This is a genomic window from Rhodococcoides fascians A44A, from assembly GCF_000760735.1.
Taxonomy (GTDB): domain Bacteria; phylum Actinomycetota; class Actinomycetes; order Mycobacteriales; family Mycobacteriaceae; genus Rhodococcoides; species Rhodococcoides fascians_E.
The window spans coordinates 960,653-979,767 of record NZ_JMEX01000008.1; the positions used below are offsets into that span (position 1 = coordinate 960,653).

Genomic DNA, 19,115 nt, shown 5'->3' on the forward strand with positions numbered 1-19,115 from the left:
GATTCGGACCTGGGGATTTCCCGTGTTTGGATGAGGCACGTGACAGCTCAGAAATCCGAAGACACGCCAGGCGCCGTTGCGCAGTTCGCGCACGTCAGCCGCGGCTACTACCCGACCATCGTGGCCTTGTTCGCCGCAACCCTGATCATCTCGAATGTGACGGCGAGCAAAGGCGTCGCGTTCTTCGGTGACAGCGAAGTATTCCTCGGCCCGTTCCAGGTGCTGCCGATCAACACCGACGGCGCATTCTTCCTCTTCCCACTCGCCTACATCCTGGGCGACGTCCTCAGCGAGGTGTACGGCTTCAAGGCGACGCGACGCGCGATCTACCTCGGGTTCGGGTCGATCATCCTCGCTGCCGTCTGCTTCTGGATCGCCATCGAGCTCCCCGCAGCCAGCTTCTACGAGAATCAGGAGTCACTCGAAACCGTCGTCGGCGTGGTGCCGCGGCTGGTCATCGCCGGCCTCGCCGGATACTTCGTCGGGCAGATGCTCAACGCCCTCGTCCTCGTGAAGATCAAACAGCGCACCAAGGAAAAGCACCTCTGGGCGCGACTGATCGGCTCGACCGTCGTCGGCGAATTCTTCGACACCCTGATCTTCTGCTCCATCGCCGCCGGCGTCATCGGCATCTCGACATGGGAAGACTTCATCAACTACGTCATCGTCGGCTTCATCTGGAAGACCCTCGTCGAAATCCTCGTACTTCCCATCACCTACCGCGTCATCGCCTACATCAAGAAGCGCGAACCCAGCTACCAGGAATCCGTCGCGGCATAGCTTCCGGCCTGGTACCTCTCACCCCTCGGGCGTGACCGAACGACACATTCGGTCACGCCCGAACTCGTCCGTGCACCTTCCCGCGCCTATTGAGCCATTGACAAATGGCACAATCAGTATGAGTCTGAACGAATGAATCCGTCGTACAACGCTCGTGCCGTGGTGACCGGAGCGGGCAGTGGCATCGGCCGTGCGTTTGCGCTCGAACTCGCGAAGCGAGGTGGTGAGGTGATTTGCGCCGATATTTCCCTGACGCGCGCCGAGGAGACCGCTGCTCTCATCGGCGACAAAGCGCATGCGGTGAAGTGCGATGTCTCTCGACGTGAGCAGGTCGAGGACCTTGCCTTGTTCGCAGAACTGACCCTCGGCCGTCCTCCGACTCTCGTGATCAACAATGCGGGCGTCGGGATCGGTGGCACACCTGTCGGCGATATCGGGTTCGAGGACTGGAACTGGGCGCTGGGGATCAATCTCTGGGGAGTGATCCACGGATGCGAGATCTTCGCGCCTGCAATGAAGGCGGTCGGCGAGGGCGGGTTCATCAATGTCGCGTCCGCAGCCGGATTCGGTGCTGCGCCGTTGATGGCGCCGTACAACGTGGGGAAGGCCGGCGTGATCTCGCTGTCGGAGACCATGGCTGCCGAAGGCGTGCGAGTCACCGTGCTGTGTCCGACGTTCGTGAAGACGAATGTCGCCAAGGACGGACGTATCACCGCTGCCGGCAACAAGATCGCCGAAACACTGATGCGCACGACGGGGTTCACGCCGGAGAAGGTCACGGTCGACACCTTGAACAAGTACGACCGCGGACGCCTCTACGTCGTGCCGCAGATCGACGCCAAGGTCATCTGGCGCCTCAAGCGCATCGCCCCTGCGCTCTACACCCGAACGCTCGGGTTGCTCGCTCGGTTCGCACCACAGGAAACCACACAGGAAGCAGGAGTCTGACATGGCATTCGACTTCGACGAGATGCTCGTCAAGATCAAGGACAAGCAGTGGGCGTTGGCCGACATCGACTGGGACGCACCGGGAGCGGAGACCATCGGTCCTGAACTCTGGACCAAGCTGAAGCCGTTCATGTCGGACCTGATGTGGATCGAGAACGTCGGCGCCCGCGGCTTCGCGGCCATGGCGAAGAAGGCTCCGACGGACACCTTGAAGGAGATCTACACCTACTTCCACGCAGAGGAACAGAAACACGCCAACGCCGAACTCGCACTGATGCGGCGGTGGGGCATGCTCGACGGCGACGAGATCCCTCAGCCCAATGTCAACGTCAAACTCGTCATCGACTGGCTGGACAAGTACTCGGATCAGACGTCACTCGCCGTGCTCGGGACCGTCATCCCGATGCTCGAGGTCGCACTCGACGGCGCACTGGTCAAGTTCATCGTCGACGAGATCGACGACCCGGTCTGCCAGGAGGTCTTCAAGAAGATCAACTCCGACGAATCACGCCATCTTGCAGTCGATTTCCAGGTCATCGAACTCCTGGGGCACGCGACGATGCGCAAGATCCTGGTGGAGACCGTCGGAGCCTGGATGAATCCGTCGCTGATCATCGGCACCCTCCGCTACATCCCACTGCTGAACAAGATGCGCGACAACATCGTGGCCATGGGTGTCGACGAGGAACGCCTCTACACCGCGATGCGGAGGTTCAAGAAGGTCGGCGAGAGAAGCGAATTCCCGAAGCGTCTGCCCATGTACCGCTTCATCAGCTGGCACTCCGGCGTCGTCATCAACCGCGCGCACCCGTACCACAAGTTCGCCGACGCCCTGGTCCGAGCAACGGCCAAGTACCCGAAGAAGCTGCTGCGCCCCCAGCCGACCTGGTCGAAGGAACTCACCTACGAGCCAGTCGCATGAGCGAAACACCGCACTCGTTCCCGCACGCTCCACTCCCGTCCCATGGGTCATTCCAGCAGGCTCCACTCCCGCTCGATGTAGCCATCATCGGCGGCGGCTTCGCCGGGATCGGTACCGCAATTCGACTCAAGCAGAAGCGAATCGAGAACCTTGCCATCTTCGAGCGGGGATCGGCTCCGGGCGGCACGTGGCGTGACAACACCTACCCCGGCGCGGCGTGTGACATCCCGTCGAGGCTGTACTCGTACAGTTTCGCCCCGAATCCGGATTGGTCGCACACGTATTCCGGTAGCGCCGAGATCCTGAAGTACATCGAGCGGATGGTCGACGATTTCGCCCTGCGTCCGATGCTGCGCTTCGGGCACAACGTCACCGGTGTCCATTGGGACGAGGCATCGTCACTGTGGGAGGTCACGTTCGACGATCACCCCTCGGTACGTGCACGGTCTGTCGTCATGGCGTCGGGGCCGTTGGCGAACGTCAGCTTCCCGGGCATCCGCGGCCTCGACACGTACGAGGGCCACAAGATCCACAGCGCTCGTTGGGATCACGAGTTCGACTTCACCGGCAAGAAGGTGGCCGTCATCGGGACCGGGGCGTCGGGTGTTCAGATCGTGCCGGAGCTGGTCAAGGTGGCGCAGTCGGTCAAGGTCTTCCAGCGCACGCCGGGCTGGGCACTCCCCCGCACCAATCTGACCACTCGTCAGACCACCAAGGATCTGTACCGAAAGTTCCCGGCTGCGCAGTCGATCGCACGCAAGGCCTGGTTCTGGGGTCACGAGTCCGTCGCCCTCGGCGTCGTCTGGAATTCGCCGCTCACCCGCGTCGTCGAAGCCGTCGGCAAGCTGCACCTGCGGCGACAGGTTCGAGATCCCTGGCTTCGACGGCAGCTCACTCCCGATTTCCGGGCCGGATGCAAACGACTGCTCATGACGAGTGAGTTCTATCCGGCACTGCAGCGGGACAACTGCACTCTGGTGACCTGGCCGATCGCGCGTCTGGCACCCAAGGGAATTCGCACCGTCGAAGGTATCGAACATCAGGCGGACGTGATCGTCTTCGCAACCGGATTCGACGTGTCCAAGACGGGCACGCCGGTTCCCATCACCGGACGCGACGGCCGTGTGCTGGCCGACGAGTGGAGCTCGGGCGCGAAGGCCTACAAGTCCATCAGCGTCGCGGGCTACCCGAACATGTACTTCACGTTCGGCCCCAACTCGGGTCCGGGGCACAGTTCCGCGCTGGTCTACATGGAGGCACAGATCGACTATCTCGTCGACGCCATCTCCCACGCGATCGCACGGAACTCGGTTCTCGAGGTCAGGGCGGACAGGCAGCGCGAGTACAACACGGATCTGCAGCGTCGGCTGCAGCGGACGACGTGGAATTCCGGCTGCTCGAGCTGGTATCTCACCGAGGACGGTTTCAACGCGACCATGTTCCCCGGCTTCGCGAGCCAGTACGTCGGGCAGCTGAAGTCGGTGAACTACGACGACTACACCGTCACCGAGTACCGGGCGAGGGTGACCGCCGCCCGTGCGGCTACCGTGTAACCGACACAGGCAGGCTGTCGGGAGGATCACGGGTGGAGTATCGGATCGACGATCTGGCCCATGCGGCCGGTACCACCACCCGGAACGTGCGCGCCTACCGTGAACGTGGCTTGTTGCCTCCTCCCGAGAAGCGTGGTCGCGTCGGAATCTACGACGACACGCACCTGGCGCGTCTGAAGTTGATCGACATTCTGCTGCAGCGTGGTTTCACGACGTCGCACATCAGCGACTTCATCAGTGGGTGGGAGAACGGTAAGGATCTCGCGGAGGTCCTCGGGTTGCAGAATGCCGTCACCGAGCAGTGGTCCCGCCAGGACTCGGTGGAGATTCCACTGGCGCTGGTCGACGAATTCCTCGGTGAGGGTGACCAATTGGCGCGGCTCGAGGCGCTGGGCCTGGCTCGGGTCGAGGGTGAGAACTGCGTGTTCACCGACCCGGAGTTACTCGAGGGGTTCTCGTCGTTGTCGGGCCACGGCTTCACCGTCGGGCAGCTCATCGACGTCCACGAACGTATTCATGCAGCGGTCGACGGTGTTGCCAAGGACATGATCGCCACGGCGAAGCAGCACATCGTCGACCAGCACGGTGAAGGGTGGCTACCGGGCGAGACCGAGGTGGGCGCGACGGCGGACATGCTCACCCGGATGCGCGAGCTGGCCGTGTATTCGGTGAACTCGACGCTCGCCCGGGCTCTGGACGAGAATCTTCAGCGCGAGCTCGGTGACTATCTCACGACCGCGATGCGTAGAAACGACCGAGAAACTCGTCCTTGAATTCGTGGAATCTGTTCTGCTGGATGGATTCACGGATGTCGTCGACGAGTTTCACGGTGAATCGTTCGTTGTGGATGGTGCACAGCGTCGACGCCAACATCTCCTTCGCCTTGAACAGGTGATGGATGTAGGCCCGGGTGTAGTGAGCGCAGGTGTAGCAGTCGCAGTTCTCGTCGATCGGCGTGAAGTCTCGACGATGCTTGGCGGTGTTGATGTTGAATCGGCCGGTCGGTACGTAGATCGCTGCGTTGCGGGCCACGCGTGACGGGTTGACGCAGTCGAACGTGTCCGCGCCGTTCTCGATGGCAGTGAAGAAGTCGTCCGGTTCGCTGATGCCGAGCATGTGGCGCGGTTTGTGTTCGGGCAGTTCTTCGTTCACCCACCGGGTGATGGTGCCGAGGTTCTGCTTCTCCAGCGCGCCGCCGATGCCGTAGCCGTCGAAGCCTCGGCCGGTCTCGCCGGTGATGGTCTCGAGGTCGTGTGCGGCCTTGCGGCGCAGATCCTCGTACTGCGCGCCCTGCACCACCCCGAACAGTGCCTGATACGGCTTCCCGACGCGCTCCGCCGTCAGCCGCTCGTGTTCGAGGACACAGCGTTTCGCCCATGCCTGTGTGCGGTCTACCGACATCTCCTGGTAGCCGCGGGTGTTCATCAGGGTCGTCAACTCGTCGAACGCGAACATGATGTCCGCGCCTAGTTGGTGTTGGATCTGCATCGACACTTCGGGAGTGAACCGGTGCCGCGATCCGTCGAGGTGCGATTTGAACGTGACTCCGTCGTCGTCGACATGGGCGAGGCGTTCCTTGCCCTCGGCGATGACGTCGTCGGATTCGACGCGGCTCGCGTCCATCGAGATGACCTTCTTGAATCCGACACCGAGCGACATCACCTGGAAGCCGCCGCTGTCGGTGAACGTCGGACCGTCCCAGTTCATGAACGTGCCGAGGCCACCGGCTTCGTCGACGATGTCGGGGCCGGGCTGAAGGTAGAGGTGGTAGGCGTTGGCGAGCACCGCCTGCGCACCGAGGTCCTTCATGGCCTCCGGCAGCACCGCTTTCACCGTCGCCTTCGTGCCGACGGCGATGAACGCGGGCGTCGCGATGTCTCCGTGGGGCGTGTGGATGGTCCCCGTACGTCCCAGGCGGTCCTCCAGCCGGGTGTCGATGCTGAAGAAGGGATCGTTCGGAGTGCTCACAGGCCCAACCCTAAACGTCCTTCCCTGGCTAGCTGAATTGAGAGGCGTACAACCGCCCGTATGCACCGCCCGCGCCGACGAGCGAGTCGTGGTCGCCCTGCTCGACGATTCGGCCGTCCTCCATCACGACGATGAGGTCCGCGTCGCGGATGGTCGAGAGCCTGTGGGCGATGACGAAGCTGGTCCTGTCACTGCGTAGAGCGGCTGTTGCCTTCTGCACGAGCAGTTCGGTGCGAGTGTCGACGGAGCTGGTGGCCTCGTCGAGGATCAGGATCAGCGGTTTCGCCAGGAACGCGCGCGCGATGGTGATGAGCTGCTTCTCGCCTGCGCTGACGTTGTTGCCTTCCTCGTCGATGATCGTGTCGTAGCCGGCCGGCAGCGAATGCACGAACTTGTCGACGTAGCTGACGCGCGCAGCTTCGAGAATTTCTTCCTCGGTGGCGTCGGGATCTCCGTAGGCGATGTTGTCCCGGATGGTTCCACCGAACAGCCAGGTGTCCTGCAGCACCATTCCGGTGCGCTCGCGGAGTTCGTCTCGCGTCATGGAGCGGGTGTCGACGCCGTCGACGGTGATCCGGCCTGCGTCGATGTCGTAGAAGCGCATGATGAGGTTCACCAGTGTGGTCTTGCCTGCACCTGTCGGGCCCACGATGGCGACGAGGTGCCCCGGCTCCGCGACGAGCGAGAGATCCTCGATGAGCGGTTGATCTTCGCGGTAGCTGAAGGACACGTTCTCGAATTCGACGCGGCCGTGATCGGTGGCCGGGAGGGCAGGGCGAGAAGGATCGCGGTCCTCGTCGTCGGCGTCGAGGAGGTCGAAGATGCGTTCCGCGGACGCCACTCCCGACTGCACCAGGTTCACCATGGAACCGACCTGCGTCAGTGGCTGAGTGAACTGTCGCGAGTACTGGATGAAGGCCTGGACTTCACCGAGGCTCAGGGTGCCCGACGCCACGCGCAGTCCGCCGACGACGGCGATGATGACGTAGTTGACGTTCCCGAGGAACATGATGGCGGGCATGATCATGCCGGAGATGAACTGTGCCCGGAAGCTGGACTCGAAGAGCTTGTTGTTTCGTTCGCCGAACTCGCGCTCGACCTCGGCTTGGCGGCCGAACGCCTTCACCAGTTCGTGTCCGGTGTAGGTCTCCTCGATCTGACCGTTCAGTTTGCCGGTGTATTTCCACTGGTTGACGAAGTGCGGTTGCGAGCGTTTGGCGATCACCGCGGTGACGAGGAACGACGCCGGAACCGTCAGCAGGGCAACGAGAGCCAGCAGCGGCGAGATCCAGATCATCATGCCGAGGATGCCGACGACGGTCAGGATGCCGGTGATCAGCTGGCTCAGGGTCTGCTGCAGGCTGGTCGAGACGTTGTCGACGTCGTTGGTGACTCGGCTGAGCAGTTCTCCTCGGGTGTGAGAGTCGAAGTACTTCAGTGGAAGCCGATGAATCTTCCGTTCGACGCTGCCGCGAAGGTTGCGGATGGTGCGCTGCAACGCAATGTTCAGGATGTACCCCTGAGCCCACGCCAGCAGTGCCGAGACCACGTACAGCGCGAGGACGAACAGTAGGACGTTGCCGACGGCGGAGAAGTCGATTCCGATGCCGGGCGTGACGTCCATTCCGTTCACCAGGTCGGCGAACGTGTCCTGCCCTTGCGCGCGAAGGCCGTCCACCGCTTGCGCTTTGGACTGTCCGGGCTCGAGTTGACCGCCGATCACGCCGTTGAAGATCAGGTTGGTCGCGTGTCCGAGGATCGTCGGTGACGCCACCGACAGTACGACGCTGGAGGCCGCGAAGACGAGCATGATCGAGAGCAGCATCTTCTCGGGAGCGAGAAGACCGATCATGCGTTTGAGCGACGGCTTGAAGTTCTTCGCTCTCGTTCCCGGCACTATCGTCTTGCCGGGTTTCGCCGGCGCAACCGGTGCATTCGGCGGTGCGGGTGTGGGCTGGCTGGTGGGAGGGACCGGTCGCGTCATGATGCAGCCACCGCGTGCTGGGAGTCGACGATCTCCGCGTACGTCGGGCACGTGGCGATGAGCTCGTCGTGTGTTCCGAGCCCGACGGGTTGCCCGTCGTCGAGTACGAGGATCTGGTCGGCGTCGATGATGGTGGAGACTCGTTGGGCGACAACGATCATGCAGGCGTCCTTCATGACCGGCTTCAGCGCGGCTCGGAGTTTGGAGTCGGTGGTCAGGTCGAGGGCGGAGAACGAGTCGTCGAACAGGTAGATGCTCGGCTTGCGGACCAGCGCTCGTGCGATCGCCAGGCGTTGACGCTGGCCGCCGGAGACCGTCGTGCCGCCTTGTGACACTTCGGTTTCGAGGCCTTCCGGCATCTTGCGAACGAAGTCTGCGCCCTGCGCGATCTCCAGTGCTTCCCAGAGTTCGTCGTCGGTGGCGTCGGCTTTGCCGTAGCGGAGATTGGATCCGATGGTGCCGGAGAACAGGAAGGGCTTCTGCGGGATCAGGCCGATCTCCTGCCGGAGCGCATCGATGTCCAGGTCACGAATATCGGTGCCGCCGACGAGAACCTGGCCGGCGGTGACGTCGATGAGCCGTGGGACGAGGTTGATCAGAGTGGATTTTCCGGATCCGGTTCCACCGATGACGGCAGTCACCTTGCCGGGTTCCGCTGTGAAGTTCACGCCGCACAGAACCGGGAACTCGGCTCCGGGGTAGGCGAACTCGGCGTTTCGCATCTCGACGATTCCGGGCGCTGTTGCGAACGGTTTCGGCTGGGCGGGCAGGACGACGGAGGACTCGGTCGACAGGACTTGGCTGATGCGGTCGGCGCACACCGAGGCGCGGGGCACCATCATGGCGATGAACGACGCCATCATGACCGACATCAGGATGAGCATGATGTAGCTGAGCAGGGCGGTCAGTGCGCCGATTTCCATGGTGCCGTTGTTGATCGCGTGTCCGCCGAACCAGATGACGGCGACGCTGGTGACGTTGGAGATCAGCATGACCGTCGGGAACATCAACGCCATCAGACGGCCGACGTGCAGTGCTGCGGCGGTGAGCGAATCGTTCGCGACGCCGAACCGGTCGATCTCCTTGCGTTCGCGGACGAAGGCCCGAACGACACGGATGCCGGTGATCTGCTCACGGAGTACCCGGTTGACCGCGTCGATCCGCACCTGCATGGCGCGGAAACCCGGGACCATTCTCGCGACGATCAAGCCCATGGCGATGGCCAGGCCGGGTACGGCGATGAGCAGAATCCAGGACAGTCCGATGTCTTCGCGCAACGCCATCACGACGCCGCCGATGCACATGATCGGCGCCATCACGACGATGGTGAAGCCCATGACGATCAGAAGCTGGACCTGTTGAACGTCGTTGGTGTTACGAGTGATCAGTGAGGGTGCACCGAACTGGCCGACCTCACGAGCGGAGAACGTGCCGACGCGGTGCAGAATGGCACCGCGCAGATCCCGGCCTGCGCCCATCGCGGCCTTGGCCCCGATGAGTACCGCCGCGACCGAACACACGATCTGCACCAGCGACACGAGCAACATCCACCCACCGGTCGTGAGGATGTAGCCCGTGTCGCCGCGCGTGACGCCGTTGTCGATGATGTCGGCGTTGAGGCTGGGCAGGTACAGCGACGCGGCCGTGGCCACGAGCTGCAGGGTGACCAACCCCGCGATCGCGCCCTTGTAGGGAGCGAGAAATTTCTTGAGAAGCGGGATCAGCATGATGGCCGAAGATTACTCGTACACATGGGTAACAGTCTCCACATTTCTACCGGTGAACATCAATCTTCGGCCATCGAGGCTGGTCAGGACTTCGGGGGCGCCTTCTGCAGCTTGGCACCTTCGATGTCGACGTCGGGCAGGATCTTGTCCAGCCACTTCGGCAACCACCACGCCTTGTCGCCGAGCAGTGCCATCACCGACGGGATGATGACCATGCGGACGACGAACGCGTCGAAGAACACTGCGGCCGCGAGGGCGAAACCGATCGACTTGATGAACGAGTCGGGCTCGGCGATGAAGGCCGCGAAGACCGAGATCATGATGACCGCTGCCGACGTCACCACACGGGCTCCGTACTTGAACCCGTTGACGACGGCGTCCTTCGCCGGAGTGCCGTGGACGAACTCTTCGCGCATTCGCGACACCAGGAACACCTGATAGTCCATCGCGAGGCCGAACACGACACCGATGAGGAAGATCGGCATGAAGCTGACGATCGGCTGCGGGTTGCTGATCAGCCCCAGCCCGCCTTCCTGGAAGATGAACACCGTCGCACCGAACGTCGCGAGGACGCTGAGCAGGAATCCGAGTGTCGCGGTCAGCGGCACCAAGATCGACCGGAACACCACCATCAGCAGTACGAACGCCAGTCCGACGACCACGGCGAGGTACGGCACGAGTGCATCCTGCAGACGCTCGGACACGTCGAGTTCGAGCGCGGTCTGACCGGTCACGCCGTAGGACACGCCGTCGGTCTCGGCGAAGCCCGGCTCTGCTGCACGAAGGTTCGCAACGAGGTCCTTCGTCGCATCGCTGTTGGGCGAACTGTTGGGCGTGACGAGGATCTGTGCCGTGTCGCCAGCCTGGTTCACCGCGACGATCTGCGCGTTCTCGACGTCGTCTTCCTCGTAGATCGACTCGATGACCTTGCCGAATCCGGCCGTGCGATCCGCTTCCGGCGTTGCGGAGGCGTCGGCGATGACGAGAAGCGGTCCGTTGCGGCCGGGCCCGAAGCCCTCGTCGACCAGGTCGTACGCCTTTCGGACCGAGGTCGACGGGTCCGACGTAGCGATGCTGGGCAGTGCCAGCGACAGGCCGGTCGTCGGGCCTGCGATGACGGCGAGCAGTACGACGCCGCCGATCAGGCCGATCGCGGGACGCTTGACCAGCGCACGTGCCCAGCGGAGACCGTTGGTGGGCGGTGCGTTCGGGTCCTCGGGATCGGTGGTGTTGACGAACTTGATCTTGCCGCCGAACGCCTTGCCCTTGAACACACCGAGCAACGCGGGGAGGAACGTCAGCGCGATCAGGACTGCGACGAACACTGCGAAGCCGGCTGCGTAACCCATCTGCGACAGGAACGGGATGCCGACGACACGCAGTGCGACGAGCGCGATGAGCACCGTTGCGCCGGCGAACACGACCGCAGATCCGGCGGTACCCACCGACCGTCCGACGGCTTCCTCTCGGTCGTCGGTGAGCGTGAGCTCGTGCCTGTACCTGGCGAGAATGAAGAGGGAGTAGTCGATCGCGACGGCCAGGCCGATCATCACCGCGAGGATCGGGGTGAAGGTGGACAGGTCCGCAAATCCCGACGCCGTGGTGATCGTCAAGCTGCTGATGCCGATGCCGACGATGGCGGTGACGAGCGGGAGGCCGGCCGCGAAGGCGGAACCGAACATGATCAGCAGGACGACGGCGGCGACAGCGAGGCCGACGAGCTCGGACGTGCCGCCCGGCGGCGATGCATCCTGGGCGACGCTGCCGCCCAGCTCGACGGTCAATCCGGCGTCACGTGCAGGCTGAGCAGCCTCGTCGAGCGAGGTGCGCAGGTCCTCCGTGACGTCGGCGAGCTCGACGGACAGCGGAACTTCGAGCGTGCCGATGTTGCCGTTCGGGCTCAGCGGCGACAGTGCAGCCGCGTTGGCTGCGGCGGTGTCGGCAGGGGTTCCGTCCTGCTCGGCCAGCGAACTGTACTGCTCGACGATGGCGGTGTTGCCCGCGACCGGGTTGGCGAGCGGTTGCGCCCCACCGGGCTTGGCGGCGGCGTCGACGTCGGCGATCTGGTCGATGTCCGCGATGGTCGCGTCGATCGCGGCGGTGTACGCCGGAGTGTCGAGAGTCTGGCCGTCCGGCGCCTTGAAGACGTACTGCGCCGATACCGCCGTCAGCGGATCCTCGGCGTTGCCGAATCGCTCGCTCTGCAGGTCGAGAGCTTCCTGCGCCGGAGTGCCGGGGATGTTGAACGAGTTGGCCGTCGGGCCGGACAGAGTGGCGGCGCCGACGCCTGCCAGTACGAGAATCGCCAGCCATAGGGCGAGGACAATGCCTTTTCGTCGGAAGGCGAACTTACCGACTCGATAGAGAAATGTAGCCACAGGTCAGCTCCTGAAGTCTGTGTTCGGTGCGCTGGTTTTCGTTTCGCGAGGGTCCGGAAGCCCGGCCTGCAGTTGGTCGAATGCGTCTTCGACGAGCTGTTTCGGCGAAGAATCTCCTTCAGGGTCGGCGGTCCAAATCGTCAAGGCAGCTGTGACGGCATTGCCGACGGCAGCTTGGAGAAGGTTCGGGTACAGGTCACGGTCGATGTCCGTGCCGGTACGCGCGGCAATTGCTTCGCCGAGAACTCGGATGAGCGAGTGGTGAACTTCGAGCTTGCGGGCCATGACACTCGGCGTCGCTTCGATCAGTTGCGCAACGGCGAAGGTCTCCGCGAGGTCCTTGTCCGGATCGGACACGATCGACACTGCCACGTGTCTCATCGCGTCCCAGATGGGCTCGTCGGCAGGGCGATCACGCAGCATCTCGAACCATTCGAGCGCCGAAGCCTCGATGTGGTGGAGAACCGCTTCTTCCTTGTTGGCGAAGTAGTTGTGGAAGGTCCGCGTCGACACACCCGCCTCGGCGGCGATGGCGTCGGCGGTGACGGCGTCGAGTCCCCGCGCTTTCGCCAACTGAACTGCTGCGAGGCCTAGAGCGTCGCGCGTGGCGGCCTTCTTCAGATCACGAAGGCCAGTGCGGGGAGCGGTCACGAACTCCAAGGTACGGAAGTTGCAGAGTTCTGCACTATTGCAGAAGGGTGCACGTTTGACGATTGAGTCACACCCAACGCACACGGGTGTGTCAGCTCACACCCCGACGTGAGTCAGCGTCGCGCCCAGGCCGCCGGGTCGGCAGTCAGCTCGAACACGAACGCGGGAACATCGTCGGCAACGATCTCCGCCAGCGACACTTCCTCCAACACCGCGCGCATGTTCGCCCGCACCGCCAGCCACACCAGCTGCAACGGCTTCGCGGGGCCCGGGTAGTCGACATCCTCCGGACGCTGCCCGCGCACCGACGCCAACGGCCCCTCCACCGCCCTGATCACATCCGCAACCGAAATCTCCGACGCCGGCCGAGCAAGCCAATACCCTCCGTCGGGCCCTCGCCGACTGCGCACCAGGTCAGCACGCCGCAGATCCGACAGCACCGACTCCAAGAACTTGTGCGGAATCTTCTGCGCACCCGCCAGCGCCTCAGCCTTCCCCGGAACCCCATCCGCGGCCGCCAGCTCCAGCAAAGTCCGCACGGCATAATCCGCCTTGGCGGTAATGTGCACAGCAATCTCCTCGGCCGACGAATGGTTCCTAATTCCTACCATTCGAATAGGAAATAGGCGAATCCCGAACCCCCTCGGGACCGAATGAACCGTTCGGTCACTCCAAGTGACCAAATGCCACGTTCGGTCTCGAAGAGGGTCGGCTGGGTGTGGTCCACGACACGTCGAAGCGTTACACTCGAACCCTAAGTGTCACGCAAAGGAGCCGAATGGTGGGCGAGTGGGTTCAGTCGGCCTGGAATGCACTCCCCGAGCCGTTACGTGATCCGGTGGCGTTGGCGATTCCGGCGTTTGCTCTGCTTCTGGTGATCGAGTGGTGTGCCGCGATCAAGCTCGAGGACGGTGACCGGGGCAGCTACAAGGGGGCCGATGCTCGGGCCAGCCTCGGGATGGGTGTTGTCTCGATTGCGACGACGACGGTGTGGAAGACGCTGGCTCTGTTCGGTTACACGGCCTTGTACGTGTACGTCGCTCCGTGGCATTTGCCGGCCGACGCCTGGTACACGTGGGTGATTCTCATCGTGGGCGTCGATGTCCTCTTCTACGCGTATCACCGCACTGCACACCGCACGCGGATCATCTGGGCGACGCATCAGGCGCATCATTCCAGTGAGTACTTCAACTTCAGCACCGCTCTTCGCCAGAAGTGGAACAACAGTGGCGAGATCGTCATGTGGCTTCCGTTGCCACTGTTGGGGATTCCGCCGTGGATGGTGTTCGTGGGTTTCTCGATCAACCTGGTGTATCAGTTCTGGGTTCACACGGAACGGATCGACAAGCTGCCTCGCGTGATCGAGTTCGTGTTCAACACGCCGTCGCATCATCGGGTCCATCATGGGAACGATCCGCAGTATCTCGACAAGAACTACGGCGGCATCTTCATCATGTGGGACAGGCTGTTCGGCAGCTACGCCGACGAGGTGGCGCGGCCGCATTACGGCCTGACGAAGAAGGTCGACACATTCAACATCTGGACACTCCAGACACACGAATACCGCTCCATCGCACGGGATGTAGCGGCATCGCGGTCGTGGCGTGAACGGTTCGGTTTCGTCCTCGGCCCGCCGGGGTGGACGCCGAGCGGGGCCGAGGCGAAAGAGACTAGTTCGAGTTCAGGTTGATCAGGAAGTCGACCGATCCCGAGCCCTCGACGGTCACGAATCCGAGCGATGGAGGCTCGATGCCGAAGTCCGTCCACGTCGTCGGAATGCTTCCCGACGCGATGAGCGTGTCACCGGACTGCAGGACCTCCATCTCGACGGAGACAGGACGGGACTGGTCCTTCAGGGTCAACGTTCCGTTCGCGGTGACGGTGGCCGTAGTTCCGTCCTTGGGAAGTGATGCCAGGTCCACGGGCGAGTCGAAGGTGAAGGTCGCCGTCGGATAGGTGGCGGTGTCGAAGATGTTGCCGCGGAACTGGTTGTCGCGACGGTCGCTGTCCGTGGTGATCGACCCCGTCTGCACTGTCACCTCACCTTCGGTGAGGGTGTTGTCCGTGATCGTGACGTCGCCGCTGACCTCGGGGGTCGTGCCGACCACTGTGACGTCCGAGCCGTTGAGCACTTCGTCGACGGTGTATCCCGCGGCCGTGGTGTTCGACGCGTCGCCTGGGACGATGGTCCATGTTCCGTCCAGGTCGTCGGTGGAGGCGGCTTGCGCTCCCTCGGTCGAGACCGTCGCGGCGGGCGCGTCGTCCTCTTGGAACGACGCATAGATCTTGGGGCCGAAGTACGCACCGAGCGCGATCACGACGACGAGTGCGCCGGCTATCCACCATTTCTTTGTCATGCCTCGCAATGCTAGTTGCACCTTCAACCCTGTGGGGGTTCGTGCACCTGGCAACTTGCTGAGAAGTTTGTCCGATACCGCCGTGTCGGGCTGCCACCCCGCTGCTGGACAATAGGGACATGGACCCGATCGAAGCTCTGCGCGAGATCGCCTACTGGCTCGAGCGCTCGCGCGCGGACACTCACCGCGTCAAGGCGTATCGGCGTGCAGCCGACGTGGTCGAATCGTTGGGCGAGACTGCGCGATCCGAGCGCCGGAAGGCCGATTCGTGGTCCGCGTTGCCGGGCATCGGAGCCAAGACGTCGCTCATCATCCGTCAGGCCCTCTCGGGCGACGTACCGGACTTTCTTGCCGAGAAGCGTGCCGAGGCCGAGCCGATCGGCGACAACGATCTCCGGTCTGCCCTCAGAGGGGATCTGCATACCCATTCCAACTGGTCCGACGGCGGCAGCGGGATCGAGGAGATGATGCGCACCGCAGCCCGGCTCGGTCACGAGTACTGCGCGTTGACCGATCATTCACCCCGGTTGAAGGTGGCCAACGGATTGTCGGCCGATCGGCTGAGGAAGCAACTCGACGTTGTTGCCGAACTCAACGAGGAACTCGCGCCGTTCCGCATTCTCACCGGTATCGAGGTGGACATCCTCGACGACGGCAGCCTGGATCAGGACGAGGGCTTGCTCGCCGAACTGGATATCGTTGTCGCCAGCGTGCATTCGAACCTGCGGGCCGACTCCGAGTCGATGACCCGCCGCATGGTCAACGCAATCGCCAACCCCCACGTCGACGTGTTGGGACATTGCACCGGCAGGCTCGTCGAGGGTGGCCGGGGAACGAGGCCGGAATCGAAGTTCGACGCCGACGTGGTGTTCGAGGGATGCAAGCAGTTCGGTACCGCGGTGGAGATCAACGCCCGGCCCGAGCGTCAGGACCCGCCGGAGCGCCTCATCGATGTCGCCCTCGAGCGGGGCTGCCTGTTCTCGATCGACACCGACGCACATGCGCCCGGGCAGCTCGACTGGCAGGGCTACGGGGCCCTACGCGCCGAAGCTCGGGGCGTGCCGGCTGAACGCGTCGTCAACACCTGGTCGGCCGACGAACTTCTCGCCTGGACCGGTGGCAGCCGGTGAAATTCACACGACTAGCGGCCTTCCTCGTGACGGCAGCGTTGACGGCTGGATGCAGTGGATCCACCGTGCACACGCCGCCCCCGATTCCGACGCCGTCTCCCGCACTGATCCCGGCCCTGGCGGATCCGCCGATCAGACTGCTCTACGGCGCCGACGAGGACAACGTGGGTGACCTGTATCTGCCGGACAACGGCGCGGACTCCCTGCCTGTTGTCGTGATGGTGCACGGTGGCGGGTGGCAGCAGCGGTACGACATGTCGTACTTCGGACCGATCTCGGAAGCCGTGGCCGATCGCGGAATTGCCGTGTGGAACATCGAATACCGCCGTGGCACCGGCGATTACCGCGACACGCTCGCCGACGTCGACAACGCGACGGAGGCGCTGGCCAACACGGTCCAGGAGGCTGCGGGTGGCCGGTTGGACCTGGGCCGCGTTCATGTGGCCGGCCACTCGGCCGGCGGCCAGCTGGCCGCCTGGTTGGCGGGGCGTCACACCCTGGATGCGTCGGCTCCTGGCGCGCAGCCGAAGATCATGCCCCGCAGCGCGACGATCATGGCCGGCGTCTTCGACATGGCACGTGCCGCGAACATCGGGGGCGACAAACTCGTGCCCGCGTTCCTCGGTGGTATGCCCGATCAGGTTCCGGACCGGTATCGCGTCGCCTCACCGATCGAGCATCTGCCCATCGGCACACGGGTGACGGCAATCCACGGCGACGCCGACAAGACCGTGTCCGTGAACCAGAGCACGGCCTATGCCGACGCCGCACGTGCCGCGGGCGATACCGTCGACGTCGTCGTTCTGCCGGGAGCCGGGCACGGGGATTTCACGAACAGCGGTTCGGTTGCGTGGCGCACGACGGTCGACGCCATTGCTGCCCACGCGGCCGATGTCGAGTGATGTCTGGTACACAGTTGGCCATGAAGCGGACCATCCTCACCGGCGCAGTGTTGATGCTCGCCCTCGCTGGATGCGGCTCGGACGAGCAGTCCTCGGCCGCGCCCAGCACATCCTCCACGTCGACGACGGTGACGGTGACGGCCGCCCCTTCCACGACTGCGGAGCCGCCGCCTGCCGCTCCGGCCGAATCCTTCGTACCCGAGACCACACCGGCGGACGCTCCCCCACCGGCACCCGTGCAATTGCCCATCGACCAGGGCGACGGGTCGAACCGGCCCACCGGCGAGCAACTGTACGTCGAGACCTGCCAGCAGTTCCTTGCCGCGATCGATGCCCTCGCCGTCACCGGCGCTCCACGGAACGTGACCGTCGACGGGATTTCCGCACAGCTGCAGGCCAATCCGAGCTGGTCGACGGTCCCTCCCGAGGACCAGCAGCAGATGCTCCGCGGTTTGGACGCAGCCGGCCTCGGCAGCTGCTGAACCGAGGCGGCGGGAGTGAAGCTGTCAGGTGTACAGCTGTCAGGTGTACAGCCTGGCGATGAATGCTTCGATGTTCTCCTGAACCCGTACGACGCGCTCCTCGGTGCTGAGGTTCTCGCGGTACCGGTTGCCCAGCGCCGGGGTCTTCTTGCCTCGTGCGTACAGAGAGCACAGTAGGTCCGTGCACATGTAGGTGCCGACGGTGTTTCCGCGCCGCCCTGATTCGCCGGTCTTCTTGGCGGTCATGAGCGATACGTCGCCGCGTGAGTGCGTCGTCGTGCAGATGGTGCACATCTGCGCGCGGTCGGATCCGCCGGATTCGTGTTTGAGCGCGACGCCGACCAGCTCGTCGCCCTTGGGTAGGACGATGTAGCTTCGACCTGCGTACGACGGGTCGGACCAACCGAGGAAATCCAGCTGTTCCCAGTCGGTGTCGGTCAGGGTGGATGGCAGGTTCATTCGTTTGGCGTCGCCCTTGGAACAGTTCACGAACGACTGTCTGATCTCTTTCTCGGTGATGGACTGCATGTGTGTTCTCCCGGAACGTCAGGCCTTCGGCCAGTTTTCGAGTGCGTGGTGGAGTACGTCGAGTACTCGCTGCCACGTCTGTTCGGATTCTCGCGGGGGGATGCCGTAGCCGAATCCCCCCGAGCTCTCGATCTCGATGAAGCCATGAAATGTGCTGCCCAGCAATCGGACTGCATCGGTTTCGTCGGGTTCGGGCAAGTTGTACGCGCGTAGGATCGCGCGCGACATGTGCGAGTGTTTGCGTGCGTCACTCGCGAGCGCTACGTCCGCGTCGAGCTCGTATCGAGTCGAGTTGTATCGCCCTGGATGTTGACGGGCGAAGTCGCGGTACGCGTTGGCGAACGCGACGAGCGCATCTCTGCCCGCCCGCCCCGCCACGGCGTCGGATACCCAATCGGCCAGTTCGGACAGCGAGGCGACAGCCACCCGTTGCCGGAGATCTCGCAAGTTCTTGATGTGCGAGTAGAGGCTGGCGTCTTTCACGCCGAACGATTTGGCCAGGGCAAGAACAGTGACGTTCTCGAACCCGATCTCGTCCGCCATGTCCGCGGCCGCCGCGGTGAGGCGAGCAGCATTGAGGCCTGCGCGTGCCATCGTTACCTCCCTCCTAGCCGGAACCGGCTTTTGCCTAATAACACTAGGAAATAGTAGACGCGGGCAAGGTTTGCTGCAAACCATCTACCCCGGGCGCACGACGACCACTCGTAACAGACCTTCCGGTTTTCGAGGTTAGCCTTGCCTACTGAGAATGTGTAAGGATCTAATCCGACCGGTGGGCTGGTGCCCGTGAAGAACAGAAGATTGC

18 protein-coding genes are annotated in these 19,115 nt (G+C 63.5%); 9 read left to right on the top strand and 9 right to left on the bottom strand.

Annotated elements, in window-relative coordinates:
* The first annotated feature begins 30 nt into the window (after nucleotides 1–30).
* From BH95_RS16860 to BH95_RS16880, 5 genes are all read left to right on the top strand, one after another.
* Entirely contained in the window at nucleotides 31–780 is a 750-nt protein-coding gene (locus BH95_RS16860) for a queuosine precursor transporter (protein WP_094714022.1), read from the top strand.
* 132 nt (nucleotides 781–912) lie between these two features.
* Nucleotides 913–1,728, top strand: coding sequence for an SDR family NAD(P)-dependent oxidoreductase (locus BH95_RS16865; protein WP_037164434.1), 816 nt, complete (start codon nucleotides 913–915; stop codon nucleotides 1,726–1,728).
* Between the two features lies 1 nt (nucleotide 1,729).
* Entirely contained in the window at nucleotides 1,730–2,650 is a 921-nt protein-coding gene (locus tag BH95_RS16870) for a reductase (RefSeq protein ID WP_019662861.1), read from the top strand.
* A complete protein-coding gene (locus BH95_RS16875) occupies nucleotides 2,647–4,203 on the top strand; it encodes a flavin-containing monooxygenase (protein WP_037183214.1) in 1,557 nt (518 codons plus the stop codon). The genes BH95_RS16870 and BH95_RS16875 overlap by 4 nt, the downstream gene beginning before the upstream one ends.
* A gap of 32 nt (nucleotides 4,204–4,235) precedes the next feature.
* Entirely contained in the window at nucleotides 4,236–4,976 is a 741-nt protein-coding gene (locus BH95_RS16880; protein WP_019662859.1) for a MerR family transcriptional regulator, read from the top strand.
* Here the strand turns inward: BH95_RS16880 and tgt are convergent.
* The 6 genes from tgt to BH95_RS16910 form a co-directional block, all read right to left on the bottom strand.
* Nucleotides 4,933–6,171 carry a tRNA guanosine(34) transglycosylase Tgt gene (tgt, locus tag BH95_RS16885; protein ID WP_019662858.1) on the bottom strand — a complete coding sequence of 413 codons (1,239 nt, stop codon included), beginning with the start codon at nucleotides 6,169–6,171 and terminating at the stop codon, nucleotides 4,933–4,935. The genes BH95_RS16880 and tgt overlap by 44 nt on opposite strands.
* A 28-nt stretch (nucleotides 6,172–6,199) precedes the next feature.
* A complete protein-coding gene (locus BH95_RS16890; RefSeq protein WP_037183215.1) occupies nucleotides 6,200–8,155 on the bottom strand; it encodes an ABC transporter ATP-binding protein in 1,956 nt (651 codons plus the stop codon).
* On the bottom strand, nucleotides 8,152–9,882 hold the full coding sequence (locus tag BH95_RS16895; RefSeq protein ID WP_019662856.1) for an ABC transporter ATP-binding protein: 1,731 nt from the start codon (nucleotides 9,880–9,882) through the stop codon (nucleotides 8,152–8,154). The genes BH95_RS16890 and BH95_RS16895 overlap by 4 nt, the downstream gene beginning before the upstream one ends.
* An 83-nt stretch (nucleotides 9,883–9,965) precedes the next feature.
* Nucleotides 9,966–12,260 (bottom strand): MMPL family transporter, encoded by a 2,295-nt coding sequence (locus BH95_RS16900; RefSeq protein ID WP_019662855.1) that lies wholly within the window; start codon nucleotides 12,258–12,260, stop codon nucleotides 9,966–9,968.
* A 3-nt stretch (nucleotides 12,261–12,263) separates the two neighbouring features.
* Nucleotides 12,264–12,920, bottom strand: a complete 657-nt coding sequence (locus BH95_RS16905; RefSeq protein ID WP_019662854.1) for a TetR/AcrR family transcriptional regulator — start codon at nucleotides 12,918–12,920, stop codon at nucleotides 12,264–12,266.
* Nucleotides 12,921–13,024: 104 nt separating this feature from the next.
* Nucleotides 13,025–13,480, bottom strand: coding sequence for an RrF2 family transcriptional regulator (locus BH95_RS16910; protein ID WP_026347383.1), 456 nt, complete (start codon nucleotides 13,478–13,480; stop codon nucleotides 13,025–13,027).
* Between the two features lie 209 nt (nucleotides 13,481–13,689).
* On the opposite strand from BH95_RS16910, the gene BH95_RS16915 reads away from it, so the two are divergent.
* Entirely contained in the window at nucleotides 13,690–14,601 is a 912-nt protein-coding gene (locus BH95_RS16915; RefSeq protein ID WP_208601176.1) for a sterol desaturase family protein, read from the top strand.
* On the opposite strand, the gene BH95_RS16920 is transcribed toward BH95_RS16915, so the two are convergent.
* Complete coding sequence (locus BH95_RS16920) at nucleotides 14,582–15,268, bottom strand: YceI family protein (RefSeq protein WP_019662851.1); 687 nt, start codon at nucleotides 15,266–15,268, stop codon at nucleotides 14,582–14,584. The two genes, BH95_RS16915 and BH95_RS16920, sit on opposite strands and share 20 nt — an antisense overlap.
* Before the next feature lie 119 nt (nucleotides 15,269–15,387).
* Between BH95_RS16920 and BH95_RS16925 the strand changes: the two genes are divergently transcribed.
* From BH95_RS16925 to BH95_RS27830, 3 genes are read left to right on the top strand one after another with little or no spacing between them, the layout of a single operon-like run.
* Nucleotides 15,388–16,398, top strand: a complete 1,011-nt coding sequence (locus tag BH95_RS16925; RefSeq protein WP_037183216.1) for a PHP domain-containing protein — start codon at nucleotides 15,388–15,390, stop codon at nucleotides 16,396–16,398.
* Entirely contained in the window at nucleotides 16,395–17,300 is a 906-nt protein-coding gene (locus BH95_RS16930) for an alpha/beta hydrolase family protein (protein ID WP_020111050.1), read from the top strand. The genes BH95_RS16925 and BH95_RS16930 overlap by 4 nt, the downstream gene beginning before the upstream one ends.
* A 20-nt stretch (nucleotides 17,301–17,320) precedes the next feature.
* Nucleotides 17,321–17,782 carry a hypothetical protein gene (locus BH95_RS27830; protein WP_052060075.1) on the top strand — a complete coding sequence of 154 codons (462 nt, stop codon included), beginning with the start codon at nucleotides 17,321–17,323 and terminating at the stop codon, nucleotides 17,780–17,782.
* 39 nt (nucleotides 17,783–17,821) lie between these two features.
* On the opposite strand, the gene BH95_RS16940 is transcribed toward BH95_RS27830, so the two are convergent.
* A complete protein-coding gene (locus tag BH95_RS16940) occupies nucleotides 17,822–18,310 on the bottom strand; it encodes an FBP domain-containing protein (protein WP_020111051.1) in 489 nt (162 codons plus the stop codon).
* An 18-nt stretch (nucleotides 18,311–18,328) separates the two neighbouring features.
* Nucleotides 18,329–18,904, bottom strand: coding sequence for a TetR/AcrR family transcriptional regulator (locus BH95_RS16945; protein ID WP_019662846.1), 576 nt, complete (start codon nucleotides 18,902–18,904; stop codon nucleotides 18,329–18,331).
* Between the last annotated feature and the right edge of the window lie 211 nt (nucleotides 18,905–19,115).

Excerpts from the sequence above, each read along its gene's own strand:
- BH95_RS16860 (WP_094714022.1), top strand. The coding sequence starts at position 31 with ATGAGGCACGTGACAGCTCAGAAATCCGAAGACACGCCAGGCGCCGTT.
- BH95_RS16865 (WP_037164434.1), top strand. The coding sequence starts at position 913 with ATGAATCCGTCGTACAACGCTCGTGCCGTGGTGACCGGAGCGGGCAGT.
- BH95_RS16870 (WP_019662861.1), top strand. The coding sequence starts at position 1,730 with ATGGCATTCGACTTCGACGAGATGCTCGTCAAGATCAAGGACAAGCAG.
- BH95_RS16875 (WP_037183214.1), top strand. The coding sequence starts at position 2,647 with ATGAGCGAAACACCGCACTCGTTCCCGCACGCTCCACTCCCGTCCCAT.
- BH95_RS16890 (WP_037183215.1), bottom strand. The coding sequence starts at position 8,155 with ATGACGCGACCGGTCCCTCCCACCAGCCAGCCCACACCCGCACCGCCG.
- BH95_RS16895 (WP_019662856.1), bottom strand. The coding sequence starts at position 9,882 with ATGCTGATCCCGCTTCTCAAGAAATTTCTCGCTCCCTACAAGGGCGCG.
- BH95_RS16915 (WP_208601176.1), top strand. The coding sequence starts at position 13,690 with ATGGTGGGCGAGTGGGTTCAGTCGGCCTGGAATGCACTCCCCGAGCCG.
- BH95_RS16920 (WP_019662851.1), bottom strand. The coding sequence starts at position 15,268 with ATGACAAAGAAATGGTGGATAGCCGGCGCACTCGTCGTCGTGATCGCG.
- BH95_RS16925 (WP_037183216.1), top strand. The coding sequence starts at position 15,388 with ATGGACCCGATCGAAGCTCTGCGCGAGATCGCCTACTGGCTCGAGCGC.
- BH95_RS27830 (WP_052060075.1), top strand. The coding sequence starts at position 17,321 with ATGAAGCGGACCATCCTCACCGGCGCAGTGTTGATGCTCGCCCTCGCT.
- BH95_RS16940 (WP_020111051.1), bottom strand. The coding sequence starts at position 18,310 with ATGCAGTCCATCACCGAGAAAGAGATCAGACAGTCGTTCGTGAACTGT.
- BH95_RS16945 (WP_019662846.1), bottom strand. The coding sequence starts at position 18,904 with ATGGCACGCGCAGGCCTCAATGCTGCTCGCCTCACCGCGGCGGCCGCG.